This window comes from Vibrio sp. Vb2960, from assembly GCF_033337665.1.
In the GTDB taxonomy this organism is placed as follows: domain Bacteria; phylum Pseudomonadota; class Gammaproteobacteria; order Enterobacterales; family Vibrionaceae; genus Vibrio; species Vibrio alginolyticus.
The window spans coordinates 185,209-202,407 of sequence record NZ_JAWORD010000001.1 but is presented as its reverse complement, the minus strand read 5'-3'; the positions used below and the strand labels follow the sequence as shown (position 1 = coordinate 202,407).

18 protein-coding genes, 1 pseudogene and 1 riboswitch are annotated in these 17,199 nt (G+C 42.0%); of the genes and pseudogenes, 4 read left to right on the top strand and 15 right to left on the bottom strand.

Features of this window, described 5'->3' with window-relative positions:
- Nucleotides 1–24 precede the first annotated feature (24 nt).
- A pseudogene (locus R7O03_RS00800) lies at nucleotides 25–144 on the bottom strand (dihydrofolate reductase); the annotation flags it as partial.
- 253 nt (nucleotides 145–397) lie between these two features.
- On the opposite strand from R7O03_RS00800, the gene yghU reads away from it, so the two are divergent.
- The 3 genes from yghU to R7O03_RS00785 all read left to right on the top strand — a co-directional run bounded on the left by yghU (nucleotide 398) and on the right by R7O03_RS00785 (nucleotide 4,227).
- A complete protein-coding gene (gene yghU, locus R7O03_RS00795; protein ID WP_005373705.1) occupies nucleotides 398–1,255 on the top strand; it encodes a glutathione-dependent disulfide-bond oxidoreductase in 858 nt (285 codons plus the stop codon).
- A 1,183-nt stretch (nucleotides 1,256–2,438) separates the two neighbouring features.
- On the top strand, nucleotides 2,439–3,608 hold the full coding sequence (locus tag R7O03_RS00790) for a D-alanyl-D-alanine carboxypeptidase family protein (protein ID WP_171342685.1): 1,170 nt from the start codon (nucleotides 2,439–2,441) through the stop codon (nucleotides 3,606–3,608).
- 211 nt (nucleotides 3,609–3,819) lie between these two features.
- The gene (locus tag R7O03_RS00785; RefSeq protein WP_005373701.1) at nucleotides 3,820–4,227 is read left to right on the top strand and encodes an SPOR domain-containing protein; all 408 of its coding nucleotides are present in this window, start codon (nucleotides 3,820–3,822) and stop codon (nucleotides 4,225–4,227) included.
- 50 nt (nucleotides 4,228–4,277) lie between these two features.
- Here the strand turns inward: R7O03_RS00785 and R7O03_RS00780 are convergent, their stop codons facing one another.
- From R7O03_RS00780 to R7O03_RS00760, 5 genes are all read right to left on the bottom strand, one after another.
- Nucleotides 4,278–4,751, bottom strand: coding sequence for a peroxiredoxin (locus R7O03_RS00780; RefSeq protein WP_005373699.1), 474 nt, complete (start codon nucleotides 4,749–4,751; stop codon nucleotides 4,278–4,280).
- A gap of 126 nt (nucleotides 4,752–4,877) precedes the next feature.
- Entirely contained in the window at nucleotides 4,878–5,894 is a 1,017-nt protein-coding gene (locus R7O03_RS00775; RefSeq protein ID WP_017819853.1) for an adenosine deaminase, read from the bottom strand.
- Nucleotides 5,895–5,983: 89 nt separating this feature from the next.
- Nucleotides 5,984–6,083, bottom strand: a riboswitch (purine riboswitch).
- Nucleotides 6,084–6,320: 237 nt separating this feature from the next.
- Entirely contained in the window at nucleotides 6,321–6,461 is a 141-nt protein-coding gene (locus tag R7O03_RS00770) for a PA3496 family putative envelope integrity protein (protein WP_017633782.1), read from the bottom strand.
- Nucleotides 6,462–6,511: 50 nt separating this feature from the next.
- The gene (locus tag R7O03_RS00765; protein WP_005373692.1) at nucleotides 6,512–6,721 is read right to left on the bottom strand and encodes a hypothetical protein; all 210 of its coding nucleotides are present in this window, start codon (nucleotides 6,719–6,721) and stop codon (nucleotides 6,512–6,514) included.
- Between the two features lie 240 nt (nucleotides 6,722–6,961).
- On the bottom strand, nucleotides 6,962–7,171 hold the full coding sequence (locus R7O03_RS00760; RefSeq protein ID WP_005373691.1) for a cold-shock protein: 210 nt from the start codon (nucleotides 7,169–7,171) through the stop codon (nucleotides 6,962–6,964).
- A 401-nt stretch (nucleotides 7,172–7,572) separates the two neighbouring features.
- Between R7O03_RS00760 and R7O03_RS00755 the strand changes: the two genes are divergently transcribed.
- On the top strand, nucleotides 7,573–8,421 hold the full coding sequence (locus tag R7O03_RS00755) for a pirin family protein (protein WP_213972664.1): 849 nt from the start codon (nucleotides 7,573–7,575) through the stop codon (nucleotides 8,419–8,421).
- Nucleotides 8,422–8,563: 142 nt separating this feature from the next.
- On the opposite strand, the gene R7O03_RS00750 is transcribed toward R7O03_RS00755, so the two are convergent.
- The 9 genes from R7O03_RS00750 to R7O03_RS00710 form a co-directional block, all read right to left on the bottom strand.
- Complete coding sequence (locus R7O03_RS00750; protein WP_318131289.1) at nucleotides 8,564–9,412, bottom strand: patatin family protein; 849 nt, start codon at nucleotides 9,410–9,412, stop codon at nucleotides 8,564–8,566.
- 257 nt (nucleotides 9,413–9,669) lie between these two features.
- Nucleotides 9,670–10,008: a hypothetical protein gene (locus R7O03_RS00745; protein ID WP_017635147.1), complete on the bottom strand. Its 339-nt coding sequence runs from the start codon at nucleotides 10,006–10,008 to the stop codon at nucleotides 9,670–9,672.
- 690 nt (nucleotides 10,009–10,698) lie between these two features.
- A complete protein-coding gene (locus tag R7O03_RS00740; protein ID WP_005373685.1) occupies nucleotides 10,699–11,130 on the bottom strand; it encodes a YccF domain-containing protein in 432 nt (143 codons plus the stop codon).
- 218 nt (nucleotides 11,131–11,348) lie between these two features.
- Nucleotides 11,349–12,281 carry a Gfo/Idh/MocA family protein gene (locus R7O03_RS00735; RefSeq protein WP_115386524.1) on the bottom strand — a complete coding sequence of 311 codons (933 nt, stop codon included), beginning with the start codon at nucleotides 12,279–12,281 and terminating at the stop codon, nucleotides 11,349–11,351.
- Between the two features lie 123 nt (nucleotides 12,282–12,404).
- Nucleotides 12,405–14,060, bottom strand: a complete 1,656-nt coding sequence (locus R7O03_RS00730) for a phosphoethanolamine--lipid A transferase (protein WP_318131287.1) — start codon at nucleotides 14,058–14,060, stop codon at nucleotides 12,405–12,407.
- A gap of 21 nt (nucleotides 14,061–14,081) precedes the next feature.
- On the bottom strand, nucleotides 14,082–14,438 hold the full coding sequence (locus R7O03_RS00725) for a diacylglycerol kinase (RefSeq protein ID WP_017635149.1): 357 nt from the start codon (nucleotides 14,436–14,438) through the stop codon (nucleotides 14,082–14,084).
- A 127-nt stretch (nucleotides 14,439–14,565) separates the two neighbouring features.
- Nucleotides 14,566–14,958 carry a glycine zipper family protein gene (locus tag R7O03_RS00720; RefSeq protein WP_005373677.1) on the bottom strand — a complete coding sequence of 131 codons (393 nt, stop codon included), beginning with the start codon at nucleotides 14,956–14,958 and terminating at the stop codon, nucleotides 14,566–14,568.
- 119 nt (nucleotides 14,959–15,077) lie between these two features.
- Complete coding sequence (locus R7O03_RS00715; protein ID WP_318131286.1) at nucleotides 15,078–16,376, bottom strand: ATP-binding protein; 1,299 nt, start codon at nucleotides 16,374–16,376, stop codon at nucleotides 15,078–15,080.
- The gene (locus R7O03_RS00710; protein WP_005373673.1) at nucleotides 16,376–17,089 is read right to left on the bottom strand and encodes a response regulator; all 714 of its coding nucleotides are present in this window, start codon (nucleotides 17,087–17,089) and stop codon (nucleotides 16,376–16,378) included. The genes R7O03_RS00715 and R7O03_RS00710 overlap by 1 nt, the downstream gene beginning before the upstream one ends.
- Between the last annotated feature and the right edge of the window lie 110 nt (nucleotides 17,090–17,199).

The following is a 17,199-nucleotide window of genomic DNA, read 5'->3' as shown; positions in this document are numbered from 1 at the left end:
AAGGGCGTTTTTCTTTCTAACTATCTAACTTAACTGCCTATCACGCACGTAAGTTGTTTGAACTAAGGTATCCAGAACAACTTCATTCTTGGTGACTTTGAAGTTTAGCGGTTGTTCTAAATCCCCAAATAGAGGTGCGCCGCCGAGTGTAGCTTACTCATCGTTGGCATCTCGAACCTAGTTCACATTACCGTGACGTTTTTACTTATAGCGTGAAAGAAAATCCCATAACCAAAGGTTCTAACTAAAAGAGATTACAGGACTTTTATTTAGCGAATTCGACCTAATATCTTGAGTATGCCTAATCGCAGTTGGCGAAGAGGTGATGTTAATAATGCTTGCTGGCGCGTAAGACCCGTCAGTTTGAAGATGCATTCAAACACAATAAGGGAAAACAATGGCTAACGAATACATTCCACCAAAAGTTTGGACAAACGATAATGAAAACGGCGGTCAGTGGGCGAGCATCAACCGTCCGGATTCTGGCGCACGTCATGAGCAAGAGCTTCCAGTTGGTGAGCACCCATTCCAACTTTACTCAATGGGTACCCCAAATGGTCAGAAAGTGACGATCATGTTTGAAGAGCTTTTGGCGGCTGGCGTAACGGCAGCAGAATACGATGCATACCTGATTAAGATTGGCGATGGCGACCAGTTTGGCTCTGGCTTTGTGGCTGTTAACCCAAACTCTAAAATTCCGGCATTGGTTGACCGTTCGGGTTCTGAGCCAGTGAACGTGTTTGAATCTGGCAACATCTTGTTTTATCTAGCAGAGAAGTTTGATCATTTCTTACCAAAAGAAGGCGCTAAGCGTGCTGAGGTAATGAACTGGTTATTCTGGCTGCAAGGTTCTGCGCCATATCTAGGCGGTGGTTTTGGTCACTTCTACGCGTACGCACCAGAGAAGTTCGAGTACCCAATCAACCGCTTTACAATGGAAGCAAAACGTCAGTTAGATGTATTAGACAAGCGTCTTGCGAACAATGAATTCCTAGGTGGCGATGAGTACAGCATCGCTGATATCGCAACATGGCCATGGTACGGCAACCTTGTGTTGGGTCGTGCTTACGATGCGGCTGAATTCTTAGACGTAGAAAGCTACAAAAACGTTGTGCGTTGGGCAAAAGTAATTGATGAGCGTGAAGCGGTAAAACGTGGTCGAATTGTGAACCGTTCATGGGGTGAAGAATGGGAGCAGTTACCTGAGCGCCACAGCGCAGAAGATATTGATAAAGTATTGAAACTTAAACCATAAGCAATCTTGGCCTAGCTACGTCAAATGAGTTTAGTTTTATCTATGCTTATACAGTGACCTTAATCAAATCTATAGCGCACCATATACGGTGCGCTATTTTTATTCTCATTTAGTCTCGAAATGCTAATTTATATCACCTCTTGAAGAGCATTTAGTTCGTAGATGAATCTTTAATGTATTTATATATTATGATGCAAAACAAAGCTCATATTTCCATGTTAAATATGGACTGGTCATACTGCTTTCTAATAATTAAATTATTTAAAAATTATAAACTGATTTTATATCCATTATAAATAAAATTAATGATAATTAATATTTGACATAACCACTAAATTTATGTGGAATATGCGGGTTGATTTGTTTTGAAGAAATAAAATCAATTTCTAGTACTTTTATTTAAGACAAGCTTAGCTTTTAGCGATGTTTAATTATTAATGCTTATATCATGAAAGAGGATATGTATGATGTCGTCGTTTGAGTCGTACTGGGTTGGGATACGTCAAAGAATAGCCGCACAAACCGAAGGTAACCGCAGTTTAAAGTCTCTAGTCATTAAAAAGCAGCGTGTGAACTTAAATAACAGTGGGTTATCCTTTCGCGCTAAGTCCGGATGTCTTATCCCTCACTGTTATACCAAGTTCTCTGATGAGATAAACCTAAAAACATCGAAAAAATCGTCTCTTAGTTTTAAAAAAGGAAAGCTGTACTTTTCTCCAGTTTAATAATAAATGAAATTTGCATAAATTATAATATTAGGTTTTTAAATTTATCGATAATTAATTGCGATTTTATGATGCGTTTTCAATATGTTTTCTTGGTAAATAATTAGCTGGGCTTATTGTTGATTGTTTTTGTTGTTTCCTATTTAGATATGGATAAAAGCTCAACTACTTTTCCTATACCAACTTACTCCCTGAATTGACTTGCGCGCTTTTTCTCCCCTCTCAAAAAACATAGCGTTACGGAATTATTTTCGCTCCTGTTTCATTCTTCAAGACGAAAGCTCTACCTACCTCTCATTATTTTCGACAAACATTGAGTAAAAGTAACCAATCGTAACAAGGTGGCTGTAACTGAGCGCCGTTTCAATATACTCGTTTTTTAACTAGGTAATCCCGCGCTTTGAATTCATTCGGGTACCGTTTGTAAGCCTTAAATGCTACTAAGATAAGATGTCATGATGAGAAAAAGTACTATATTACACACAGTGTTAATTACAGGGTTCGCTGCTGTATCCTCGTTGGCTTATGCTGCGCCTTCAGTTGTGCCAAATGCGCCGGAACTCAGTTCTCGTGGTTATGTTTTGATGGACTTCCATACGGGGAAAGTACTGGTTGAACGTGATGCCCACAAACGTTTAAACCCCGCGAGTTTAACGAAGTTGATGACTGCTTATGTAGCTGGTCAAGAAATTAATACAGGCAATATTACGTTGAATGATGAGGTTGTCATCAGCCGAAATGCTTGGGCAAAAAATTTCCCAGATTCTTCAAAAATGTTTATTGAAGTCAATACTTCCGTTTCTTTGTCTGACTTATACCGTGGTCTGATTGTTCAATCTGGTAACGATGCCAGTGTTGCTATTGCTGAGCATGTTGCGGGAAGTGAATCAGGGTTTGTGAGTTTGATGAATAGTTGGGCCGCCAAGCTTGAATTGTCTAACACGGCATTCACCAACCCTCACGGCCTAGACAGTGACGGTTTATATTCGACACCTTATGATATTGCCAAGTTGGGCCAAGCGATTATTCGTGACTTACCTGATATCTATCCGCTGTATAGCGAAACCTCGTTTACTTACAATGGCATCACTCAATACAACCGTAATGGCTTGCTTCGTGATCGTAGTATGAATGTCGATGGCATGAAAACTGGATATACAAGCGGTGCGGGTTATAGTCTAGCGACTTCTGCAACACAAGGTGATATGCGTCTGATTGCTGTGGTGATGGGAGCGAAGAGCGAGAATGTTCGTGAATCAGAAAGCAAGCAGCTGTTAAGTTATGGCTTCCGCTTTTACGATACGGTAATGCCGACTGAGGCGGGTGCGGAACTTGCGAAAGCTCGAGTTTGGATGGGCGAAAAAGACGAGCTTACTGTTGGCGTAGCTAACGATGTTTATCTCACTTTGCCAAAAGGAGATGTAAAAAAGCTGCAAGCGGAAGTTGAATACAACGGTGATTTAGTTGCGCCAATTTCTGAGCAACAAGTGGTTGGTAAAGTGCTTTACAAAGTCGACGGTAAGGTCGTAAATGAAGCCGAGCTCGTTGCATTGGAGTCCGTGGAGGAAGGCAGTTTATTCAAGCGAATTTTAGACTGGTTTAAGCAATTGGTCGCTAGCTGGTTCTAAACAGTAGCGAACTTCTGTCTATATCACTCTATCTTGTTAACTTTCTATTAAATCAGTTTACTAAGGCGACCAACGTGGTCGCCTTACGTTTTTGGAATACTCGTTGCGTTAAAACGCAGGCCTTCTTGTAAGGGTGTGTTTTACCTGACCAAGAGCGTTTTGTGTTTTTGGGTGCGAGAGAAAAGAAACTAGAACAAGAATGGAGTGACACGTGCACAAGATTTTATCTTTGACATTGATTTTATCGCTCATGGGCTGCGCTATGCCTTACCAGCAGGAGGTCGATAGCGGCCAATGTGTTGGAGTCATGACCTCTCAGGATGCATATGGTTATTTAAACCCAAACCATTACACGATGCAGGTACTCGCGCTAAAGCAAGAAAAAGATGTGAAAGATTATATTCGCTATATCGATCCTAAGCATCCGGTTTGGGTTAACTGGAAAAACAGCCGAGGCACGCGTTGGTATACGGTAACTGTTGGTGATTTTAAAACGAAACAGGATGCCTACAATGCGCTTTCTTCATTACCAAGCCGTGTAAAGCAGTCATCCCCGTTTGTGCTGACTTTTGCGGAAATGCAGCGTAAGCAACAAACGAGTGTTGTGAGAATGCGTTAGCCAACAAAAAACGGAAGCGATGGCTTCCGTTTTTGTATTTAGGAGTAAGCTTAAAGCGCCGCTAAAATCGTTTCTGCTTTGCTTGCTTCAAACTCTTTTGGCTCTTCAACGTTAAGCTTAGTCACTGTGCCGTTTTCAATGATCATCGCGTAACGTTGTGAGCGAATACCACCAAAGCCGCCTGTATCCATTTCAAGACCTAATGCTTTAGTAAAGCTAGCGTCGCCATCACCCAACATCAGAATCTCAGAAGCGTTTTGAGCTTCGCCCCACGCTTGCATCACAAATGCATCGTTTACAGAAACGCAAGCAATTAAATCAACACCTTTTGCCTTTAGCTCATCAGCTAATACCACATAGCCTGGTAGATGAGCTTCTGAACAGGTAGGGGTGAATGCGCCAGGTACAGCAAAGAGTACGACTTTCTTGTTCGCAAACAGTTCTGTAACGTCGTGGTTAACCATACCATCGGCAGTCAACTCACTAAGAGTTGCAACTGGTAGAGCTTGGCCTTGTTGAATCATGATTCTATTCCTTTTTGTGTGCTAGTTTAGCTTTCTCAGTCTAGCGTTTATAAATGCGGTTAACCACAGAGTCTTTGTAGGGTTTTAATACCTACGCGTTTGACCTAAGGCGTGGCACTGATGCCTTTATTGCAACGCTTCGTGCTGGTTTACGTATTGGCTAACAAGGTGACGATATTTCGCCTTTAACTCGTTATCGATAAAGCTGGCATCAATCGCGTTCATTGTAAATTGGGCAAGTTCACTCTTACTCATTGGATGTGCGTTGTTGACGGCCAGAAAGTTATCCGTCATGTAGCCACCAAAGTACACAGGATCGTCTGAGTTAATCGTTACGGCGACACCTTTTCGTAGCAAATCCACAATATTGTGATCTTTCATATCGTCGAATACACATAGCTTAAGATTCGATAACGGACACACTGTCAGTGGCATTTGGCTTTCGATTAAGGATTCAACTAATGCTTCATCATCAACACAGCGAACACCGTGATCCACACGGCTCACGTAAAGCATTTCAATTGCATCGCTAATATTTTGTGCGGGGCCTTCTTCACCTGCGTGAGCAACGGTAAGTAAGCCTTCTTCTACTGCTTGTTTAAATACGCGCTTGAATTTAGCTGGCGGATGACCTTGTTCTGAAGAATCTAGCCCAACACCAATGATCTTATCACGGTGTTTCAGAATAGCCTGTAGGGTCTCTATGGCGCTCTCTTCTGAAAGGTGACGGAGAAAACACGCAATAATTTGCGAGGTAATGCCAAGTTTTTCGTGACCATCTTTTAGCGCACGAGCGATTCCATTGATAACAGTGTCAAAGTCTATGCCGCGTTCTGTGTGTGTTTGAGGGTCAAAAAAGATTTCGGTATGAATAACGTTGTCTTCTTTACAGTGCAGTAAGTATTCCCAAGTGAGATCGTAAAAATCTTGCTCAGTACGCAGAACTCCCGCTCCTTGGTAATAGAGGTCGAGAAATGATTGTAAGTCTGTGAACTGATATGCGCTGCGTAGTTCACTCGGAGAAGAGTAAGGGATCTCGATGCCGTTTCGTTTTGCTAATTTGAATAAGAGTTCCGGCTCAAGTGAACCTTCGATATGTAAGTGCAGCTCTACTTTTGGAAGACCTTGAATAAATGCGTTCATATTCCACCTTATGTGTATTGTGGATGCAGTTACTCTAAGAATAGGTATAGATAGAAATAAATCGAACGCTATCACAAAGAGTAAGACCCACGATGATCTCAACTCTTCGTAATCAGCACTTTGCGGGAACTGGTAGAGACCCCCAAACCATATCATTGGGGTTATACGAAGCAAACGAGAGGGATTATACGCAAAAATATCGCTTTGGCTATACGCAAATAACCTAACTGTCATTAGTCACGGGGTTTCCTGTGAGCGAAACGACTATTTGCAAGTCACTTGAGTATAGAGGAGCCAGTTGTTTTTGCGTGTGTGAGAGGCACGTGTAATTAGAAGAGTAGTCTAAAAGAGTGGAGATTCGTTTGAGCAAAGGTAGGTGGCGGTACCTTGCACAACGATAAAGGCAGAGAAAGCACTAGAGAGCATTTATAGATCGAATAACTTATCAAATTCTCTTTGTTCCATAATGTCTTCTATGCGGCGTCGAGTTTTCTGCTTTACCGCCGCCGCGTTTTGTTCAGACTCTTTTTTGTCTTTTTCTGACTGCTTCTTACTTTTTCTAGCCATTGGATACCTTCCAAATTAGTTGCATTATCCATTAATGCATGAAAACTGAATCAGTTAACAGTAAAACTTCCTAACTTTGAACCTGAATCACAGAGAATAGTTCCAGATTGCGTTTTCTCACAATATTCAAAATCGATCATGAAGCTATGAGAAAGAAGTTTCGGTAATACGTGCCTTCGTAAAATATCACCATTTAATTGATGTATTTTAGCGTTCCAAGAGGTTTGAGGTTGTTCTAAATTAAATTCAATTTCTAACATTTATTCTCCTGTTTTTTAGTGATTTTCTCTTTGTTAAGTAATTGATACCAATGCCTTTGACGGCCAGTTCTTTTTGAGGACATGATTTTTCCTATAAATAATAAATTAAGCAGTACTATTCAGTTTATTTTAGATAGCACAAAGCAATGCCTAAAATTAGGCTGAGTGATTGATGAAAGAATATTTTTGAAGGAGAGAGGTTTGGTGCAGCATGGGCATGCTACACCAAGAAAAGCAGTCTTATAGAGGAGTTACTTCAGTCGCTTGAGGACCTTTTTTACCTTGCTCTACATTGAAGCTTACTTTCTGACCTTCAGTCAGTGTTTTGAAACCGTCAGAAACGATAGCGTTAAAGTGTACGAATACATCTTGGCCGCCGTTGTCTTGAGATAGAAAACCGAAGCCTTTAGTTTCGTTAAACCATTTTACTGAACCAGTTACTTTAGACATAAAAATACCTTTGAATTAAACATTAAAATTATGATTTGTTTTGTGGATCTTTTCTAAGCTATTGAATGTTCAATCAAGAGGAAGTTGTACGCAGGTGTCTGAATTGGGGATTCAAGATTTTACTGAGAGGAAACTTAAACTAAATGTTGCATTAACAGCTCTCTTCTAAGAGCCAAGGCACACTATACACCTTGTTTAGAAAATAGCTACATTTATTTTAGATAAATTAAATGTGCTCATTATTAACTCGATAAATTGTATTGTTCGAAAAAGTTGAATAAGTAGAACGAATAGTATGGCTCATAATTTTAGCTCATCAACCTAAAATAGAACCTTATCGATAGCCATAGATTGAACATGCGATTTGCAAGCGGTCACAAAGATAAACTAGGAGAACTAGTATGAGTACATTCAGAGAAATTCGTCAGCTTATTCCTGCGCAACCTACTGCTGATGGTGATGGAGTGAAAATTCGCCGAGTAGCGGGTTTCAATCATGCTAGCTTTTCTCCATTTTTGATGATGGATGAACTCAAATCAGAAGACCGTGCTGACTATATCGGCGGTTTCCCTCCGCATCCGCACCGCGGTATCGAGACGCTTACTTATATGTTGAAAGGTCATTTCCAGCATCGTGATCATATGGATAATGTTGGCGAGCTTCGTTCCGGTGGCGCACAGTGGATGGCAGCAGGAAGAGGCGTCATCCATAGCGAAATGCCTATTATGAGGGAAGGCGAACTGCATGGTTTCCAAATTTGGATTAACCAGCCTGCGAAAAATAAGATGCAGCCAGCTCAATATCATGACTTTCAACCTGAAACGATCACTGAGTTTGATACTCCGAATACGGGGGTTGTACGTTTGATTGCGGGTCATATGACTATAAACAACGAACGAATTCAGGGGCCGCTAACAGAGACAGGTGTTGCTGCCACGGTAGCCGATTGGAGAGCGATGGGTGGTCAAGCTTTGAATTTGAACACGGATCAAGACAACAACATGATGCTCTATGTCTATAAAGGTCGTATTCAATTAAAAGGTCGTGAGATCAATCAAGGCGAAATGGCCATTTTATCGAAAGGTGAATGGGTTGAATTGCAGGCCGAAAAAGAGAGTGGTGCACTGATCTTTATAGGTGAGCCAATTAATGAACCCGTGGTGCATTATGGCCCTTTTGTCATGAATAGCATGGAAGAGATAGAACAAGCCATCCAAGACTACAACTCTGGGTTGTTTGAAACTTACTAGTTTTGACAGTCTACTCGCTTTCTCAGTTAGCGAGCAAATTAAAACAGTTTTGAGCCTGAATATTGGGCTCGACCAGAAGCAAATACGATAATCCACTGCCATCGAATTTGCGTTAGCCACGTTTAATCCACGTGGCTTTTTTCTACTTCTGACTCCAGCGTATGATGGCTTCCTTTCCTGCTTCAATTCCTAACTCATAAGCATGACGCAGTGGTGCTGGCGATCGACTCAGCCGTTTCAACTTGAATGTTTCAGGAGGACACACTTGAATGATTTCGATACCAGGTGGTGGGTTGTTGATCAGCGCTAAGGTCTGATTGTAGCGAACTTCACGTGTCAACATCGGTTCAATTAATCCGGGCGTTTCTTTCAACATCCTCCTAGTTAGGGCGCTGAATCTTCCTCTTGGCTTTTGATAGCTTGCGGGCTGACTGCGTAAAACCATAATCTTTTTGGTTCCTCGATTTATTGCTTCTGCAACAGGAAGTGCGTCTGAGACGCCACCATCAACGTATCTAATTCCGTTCAGTGATACGCCATTTCGGTAAAGTACAGGCAGTGCGCTGCTGGCTTTCATTGTTTCTGCCAAGTCGTCGACATCAGGAAGGTGGTACTCCGCTTGCCCATTGTCTTGACGCGTCACGCCTAAAAAGAAAGGTCGTGAATCAGCTTTGAGCGCAGATTTATCGATGCCAAGTTCTTCGAGGGTGACATTCCACATCCAGTCTAAGTTCATCATATCACCACCACGTAGAAGTTGAGATGGAGAGATAAATTCTTTTCTTAAGCTGTAATCGAGGTAGATTTTTAAGTTACGTCCGGGCATTTTAGCTAAGTAGGCAGCCAAGTTGCTAGCACCCGCAGACACTCCCCAAAAGCTATCAAATGGAGAGAACTCGCTAGCAAGAAAATGATCGAGTATGCCGCATGAAAATACGCCTCGCATGGCTCCACCTTCGACAATCAATGCTCGAGAGCCTACTTTTTCCATCACTTCGCTCCACTCTTTATCAATCGGATAATAGCGTGCAGCTTAACGCATAATGGTTTTATACCCAAGTGGGCCAAAGGTCTAGGTTGCGTTCCTTTGAATAAAAAGGGCATCAACGGATGCCCTTGTCACTTTTAGCCTATGGAATTGCGGGTAATTGAGTCGCTAATTTAGTGAAGGAGACCGAGCGAATTAGCCCCCTTACATAGAGCCATACCTGTAGTCCCATACTGATCGTTGTTGGAATAGTTTGATGATCACTTGTTAAATAGGCATACAAACACTATCCAGAGCGTTGTAAGCAAAAGTAATGGGGTGAATACTTTCTGGATAGAAGCGCCATCAGTTAAATTGTAAATTTTGATGGATTCATTATAGAACGCTCGTTTGAATTCTTTGAAGCTAATGTCGCTCTTCGCATGCGACTGTTCATAGTGCTGGTGCGCAGCGTCCGATAGCTGGTATTCCAAGTCTTGGAGCTCGTACTCCTTGTTAAAAAACGCATCCCAAGCCGAAAGGCGGGCTATCGTTTTAGGAGATGGATCCCCATTTAGTTTCTCTAGACGCTTAGCATAAGCTGCTTGATATTTATCCACGGTATATTCCTGTCTGAATAGACGTTGAGTTAGAACATATGTAAAAAGAAAAATAAGTAATAAAAGGTTTTTTACGTTCTATACCTGTGATAAATGCTAAAAAGTTCAATGCTCTAGCACTCCGATGTCGCAAATGATATTGATGGAATTGCTCTGCGACAAATAAAATAATTACTCTAGATAACAACGAATTTTTGTTGTTTTTTAAAAAAACTGATCATGAGATTGAGTGGGGAGTTTTACCGAGAAGAATTTCGCTACTGTAACTCTCTATATTTACTCAAAAAGAGAAAATCTTAGAAGCTTTCTTTGATTGATGTGAGATATTTTAGGTCGAAAAGCATTAATTTTGGCTATGATTATAGTTCGTCTTTTTGTTGTTGAACTCTACTTCGAGGGGGAAAGAATCCATATTTCGAGCATAGGATAGCTCGCTTTTTCGTTACGTCGTTCTTGGAGTTTGAGTCAGTGACGACGCTATGAGTCTAGCATCTTGAACTCGATTGGGCGTATTAATTAATTATAAAAGTAAAGCAGTGCTGAGCTAGGATAAACTTCAACGTAAAGGTGACGGTATGAATATACAATCAGCCATTATTGAATATGCGATAGCGATTATAGGCTTACTTTTGACGGGCGTTACCCTCTGAGCATGACTGCCCAGAGGATAGAAAGCGCATTAGCTTTTTGCTAACGATTGATGTTGTATCGAGCCATTGCAGCTTCTTCTGACGATACAACCGTTTTACCAATTGGTGCGAGTGAAATAACCGCTAGCTTGAGGTGTTGGAGCGCAAACGGAATGCCGATTATGGTGACAAAGCATGCTGCGGCAGAAAGTACGTGACCGATAGCTAACCAAAGGCCTGCAAATACAAACCAAAGGACGTTACCAATAACGCCGAGCGGACTCGTGCCAATGTCCATTTCATTGGTCAATTCATCGCGTGAGATGGCCTCTTTACCGAATGGGAAAAAGGAAAAATTACCCATAACGATACACGCACGCCCCCAAGGTATTCCGATGATGCTAATAAAGGCCAAAATACCAAAAAACCACCATAGCAACCCCATAAATACGCCACCAAATACAAACCAAATGATGTTACCAAGTGTTCTCATTCTATTTCCTTTATTCTTGAATGTGATGATTCAGATACCTGAGAGCACCGTAAAACAAATCTAAACCGTCTGTTTTGTCGATGTGTGCTTTTGTGCCCTCATTCACCTGATTGATAGAATAATCGCCGTAGTCTTAACAGAGAATGAATGCCTTCCTTAAGGCAAGTCTTTTTAGTATAGAGCGTAATACTCAATCAAGCATATAGCCAAGAATCGCATTATCTAGAGACAACTTTCTCGAGATATTGACAAATTTGCTCTGCCAATCGATGGCTAGCAATGTTGCGTGTTACTACTTCATCAGCAATATTTCCAGACTCAACGACGCCAAACCAATCGAGCAACATCGAATGGAAACCTTTACTCGTTAGCATTGGCGTCCAGTCTTTCAAATTGATTTTTTGCTCTTGGTTAGCTTGCCATAGTTTGCCTTCAACGAAGGAGTCGAACTCAACTGCCTTGTTTGCATAACAAGCTTGAACGCGCTCTGTAGTGATACCGAAGTGGCGATTCATCGAGGCGTGGAGCAAAGTATCTCCATGTTGCCACTGAATATCTAAACGCGCCAACTGACCACCTTCAAGTTGATGAGTTACATAAGCATCTTTTAGATCGGCTTTGGCTGTGACGTTAACGCTGTCTAATGGGTGAATAAAATCATCAAATATAAAGGTACGAACATCCCCCGGTAGTTGGTGACGGTTCTTTTCCCAGCGTAGCGACTTTAAGTCAGATATGTTGCCTTGCTGCACTTGTGGCATATGTTGGTTGTAAAGTGGAATGTGACGACGGTTAAAGCCCACATAGAGTGGCTGTCTCTCTTTTTCGGCAATGTCGTACAGCTTTTCCACGTCATCAGCACTATTCGCTAATGGTTTGTCGACAAAGGTTGGAATTCCATGCTGCAGAAAAAATGCCGCTATTTGAGGGTGTACGCTTGTTGCCGCATGAATCATGACGGCATCGACGCCAAAGTGCAGAAGTTGCTGGTAGTCTTGGCAGATCTCTGAGATTCGATACTGCTTAGCCAGGCTCTCAAGTGTGTTTGGGTTGCGGGTACAAAATACAAGTTCGATATTTGGAAGCTGAGTGATAACAGGAAGGTATGCTTTCTGAGCGATATCCCCTAGACCAATAATACCAATTTTCATCCTAGTCCTTATCTCGATGTATGGATCGCGGACTGTCAGTATAACGCTTGGCGCGGCGATGAGTTTAAATACCTTGTTAGAAAAAGCCTGATTCACACTTTGAGCCAGGCTTTATTGAATGATTTAGGAAACGGCTCGGCAGGCTTTGAATATATCTAACTTGCTATCGTAGGCTTGAGTTTGTACATCCATAATGCCTAATAAAGAGTGGAACACGTTATCATGTGAGTATTGGCCTGCATTCTGTGCTTGTTTATACAAACAGTCGGTATTGATCTGCTTCGCTTGTTTAAAGCCCGAAGACAGCCACATAATCAAAGGAACACGTTTTTGGAAATCTGGTGCAAGGCCATAAGGCATACCATGTAAGAACAATCCGTTTTCGCCTAGTGACTCACCGTGATCCGATATGTAAATTAGCGCGGTATTATACTCAGACTCTAACGCTTTAAGTTTTTTGATGGTTTCTGCCAATACAAGATCGGTGTAGCGTATTGTATTGTCATATGTGTTCACTATTTGTTCGATGCTACAGTTTTCGATATCTGCACGTGGACAGTCTGGTTTAAAGAAGGCGTTGTCTCTTGGGTAACGCTGAAAGTAGGTCGGACCGTGGCTTCCTATAAGGTGCATGGCGACCACTCGGTTACCGTGCATATCCGCGACTTCCTGATCAAAATGATCTAATAGCGCCATGTCGTAACAAGTTTGGCCATTACACATAGGGCTTACTTGCTTTCGATCCACTTCGATTTTCTTGATCTTGTGGGCTACTTCTTTATCCCCACCGTCATTTTCTTTCCAAATGAGGTCAACCCCGGCGCGCTGCATTATATCGAGAGCATTGTCCTGGTTATCCGCTTTGGCGCGTTCAAACTCGTTTCGCGTGAGCTGTGAAAACATACAAGGCACAGATACAGCAGTCGCGGTGCCACAAGACGCGACGTCTTGAAATGAGATAACATCCAGTTTACTAGTATAAGGGTTTGTCTCTCGTGTATAGCCATTGAGTTGGTAGTTCTGAGTTCGAGCGGTTTCTCCTACGACAAAAACCAGTAGTGTTGGTTTGCTCTGTGCTTGCTGTACGGCGCTATTTGACTGCTTTGCATCTGTGCCGATTTCTCGATATGGCTCTGGCGTGGTGAAATATTTTTCCTTCACATACCCGGTCGCGCTGTAAACGAACTGGGTGGGTATGATGATTTTTTTTAGGTGGCTATTGTTGCGCCCTACAGATGCGTAGTCTTGATAGTACACGCTGGCAATGACGGCGATGACAGCTAGCGACGACAGCATCGATACTAATTTGGTAACATAGAAGTACAGTAATTGGTGACGTTGAGATTGCAGCTTGACCTTAAAGACAATTATCGCTGGGATAACTCCCATAATCAGCGTCCAAATTACAGAGTGAGCACTCAGGTAAGAACTCGCCTCGCTCGAATCGGTTTCAACAATATTGGCAATCATTCCAGAATCGAAAAGTGTGCCATAGTTATAGCTTGCGTAGCTCACCATACTTGAAACAATAATTAAAATTATAAAGAACGGCTTGCCGATCCAAGGCCAACTAAATAAATTAAAAAGGAAATTGAGCGCGGCAAGAAAGAAAATTGGTATTGTGATAATAAATCCAATTTTGACATTATCTAAGCGTGTAAAGATGCCGATCAGTTCTTTATAAATAGGGATATTTACGACGAGAGCGAAATACAGCGCCAACAGGAAAGTAAAGGTAACGTAAGAGATACCTCTCTGTTGTAAATCATGTGTCTTCATAATGAGTGTCTTGAATAAAAATTAGAGCAAGAACGAAGCCCAAATAAAAAGGGCAAGAGTTAACGCAACAAATACTGCTGCTGAGCCAATATCTTTGGCTCTACCACTGAGCTCGTGCCAGTCATCGCTAACACGGTCGACAACCGCTTCTACGGCGGAATTAATGAGTTCGACGATCAATACCAAGAACAGGCTACTGATCATCAGCACTCTTTCATATGTGGTGACAGGAAGGAAAAAAGCACAGACGGAAAGCACCAAGGCGAGAATCAATTCTTGTCTAAAAGCGGCTTCGTGTGTCCATGCGGCTTTCAATCCTTGAAATGAATAGCCGGTCGCATCCATGACACGGCGTATACCTGTTTTACCTGGCTTCAAAATATGACCTTACTATTTAAGCATTGGGATGGAACACATATCCCAGAGAGGTAACGAGATTAATCGTTACAGCGTGAAACATTTGTGAATAGAATCCATCGCGCGATAATTTAAGAAAAGTGCTTATTTAATCAAGATCGTAGACGGTATAGCCTTTGTTCTGGAGACATTTACGCAATACGAGAGATTGGGTTTTGGTTGAATCATTTGTTCCACTCAAAGCACCAGCTCCAGCTCCTACAGCTCCGCCGGCAGCAGCACCGACAGCCGCTCCACCTAATCCGTCTTCTAGCGCACCAGCAGCTGCGCCGATCAATGCGCCTGTAACTGCCCCATTAGTGGCTTCAGATTTCGCTGCCTCTGATTTGTCGACATTTTCTGCATAGCCTTGGCAGTAAAGAAAGTCTTGTTCATATGTACTAGGGTCAACATTGGTCATGTCGACGACAGGTTTTTGGTTGTAGGCGCAAGCTGTAAGCGTAGAAGTAAGCGCCATAATCAGGATAAAAGATTTATACATGAGTACTATCCATTTAGTGTGTGAATCTTATGGATTAAATGTACACTGTTTTATTGTTGGGCTCTGTCGCTTGAGTGTATTGAAGTGTCGTCTTCTGTAAACGGGGTAGGAAGGTTAAGTTAACTGTCTGATTTTTTGAGGCTAAGTGTGAAGCAAGCTCCTCCAAGTGGGCTATGGCAAATCGAAACTTCTCCACGTTGAAGCTCCATTATCTGTCTGACAATCGCCAAACCGAGCCCAAACCCGCTCGTCTTTTTGTTGCGAGATTCATCCGCGCTGTAAAATGGTTCGAATAGATGAGGCCAATGCTTTTCTTCAATACCTATGCCATCATCATGAACATTGATGAAGCAGCGGTGCTGATCGTGTTTTATCTCCACTAAAATCTGCTTATCTGCGTACCGCATTGCATTGCGCAGCAAGTTATCTAAGGCTCGCTTTAACAATTTTGGGTCAGCAAACGCGAGAACGTTTTCTGAGTTTACTTCTTGAAGCGAGATAGCGAGCGTAGTCTCTTTTTGCCATCTCTGTCGTAATTCTTTGACTAAGTTGAATAGGACGACTTCTTCTTGAGTTTGTAATGCTGTGTCAGGACGCTCCATCTTTGCGTAGTAAAGCAATTCTTCAACCATTTCTTCCATCTCGTCAATGTCTTCGACGATACTGTAAACATACTTTTTCTGTTGTTCAGTTAAGGTTGAATCCGATAACAAATCTGCTTGCCATTGTAAGCGGAAGATTGGGGTACGCAATTCATGTGCAACGGCGTTAGTTAGCATTTTATTGCTAGTGATCAAGCGAGATACTTTATCGGCCATCGTGTTAAAGCTTTTGTTTAACGTCCCAACAGACTTAGCGCTTGAGGTACTAGCTCGAGCCTTGAAGTTACCTGAGGCAAACTCAACGGTCACTCTCTCTAGCTCTCGAATTCGACGGCTTAAGAACCAGATCAACAATATGCAATACAGAGCAAATCCAGCTAAAAAGAACAACCAAACGATATTGTCGTCAAAGTTGGCTGCTTTAACCACAGGGCTATTCGGATTATCGCTCATTTTAAAGATAGGCGTGTTCGCATCTAGGCGGAACCAGATATCCCTTTCTTCATCGTAAGCGACGTTAACGGAGGTATCACTTTCAAACGCCTTTTTGATGTCTGTTGGAAGCTCTTCAAGCGTATGAGGCACCAACAAACGATGGCTTGATGTGGCAAATTGTTCCAACTGTTGTTGAGTATATTCTAATCCGTGTTCTTTATAGATAGGGTAGATCAGATCGTGAAAAGCTTGACCCTCATGCTCTTGTAATAGGTAGTCATAATCTGTGTTGATCTCATAAACTAAGAACTCGTATCCCCACAAGCTAGCCATAAACAGAATGATAAGGCCAACAAAGCTTTCCAGATAAATCCGTCTCATTATTCATTCCATGCATCAGGCATAAATAGGTAGCCTTTGCCGCGAACGGTAATGATTTTTTGTGGTGAGCAAGAAGCATCGCCTAGCTTCTTTCTCAGTGTCACTATGCGATTATCAATGGTGCGGTCTGTGCCATCGTATTCAATACCACGTAGTGTTTTGGTCAGCCACTCACGTGATAGTGTTTTTTCAGCATGCGTAGCAAGAACCCACAACAAATCGAACTCGCCGTCTGTCAGCGCAATTTCTTCTTGGTTCATTACGCACGATTTACGCAATCGGTTTAAACACAGAACACCAATTTGTAGGCCGTTTTCGGACTCGGTAGGCGCCGCCTCTTTTCTTCTTAATAGCATGCGAATACGAGCCAGCAATACGCGAGGTTTGATGGGTTTAGTAACAAAGTCATCTGCGCCTATTTCTAATGCGGCGACATGATCGAAGTCATCATCACTTGCTGTTAGCATCAACACTTTGCCTTTGTAGCATTCTCGGATTTGACGACATACACTCAGACCATCTTGTCCGGGTAGCATCAAATCTAACAGCACCACGTCTGGTTGTGTGTCAATAATCGCATTAGGTGCGTCCGTCCCATTGTCGATACATTTGACCTGAAAACCTTGTTCAACAAAATACTCTCCCAACATAGTTTGTAATTTGGGATCGTCTTCCACAATGATTAGAGATGGTTTGATTTGTTGTGCGTTCATTTAAGTGATGTATACAATATTTAATATCAATGGAACTTAAACAAATTTACGAATTATTTCAAATAAAGCTTTCTCAGAATAAGGTTATCGGATGAGTTAATTGGATAAAA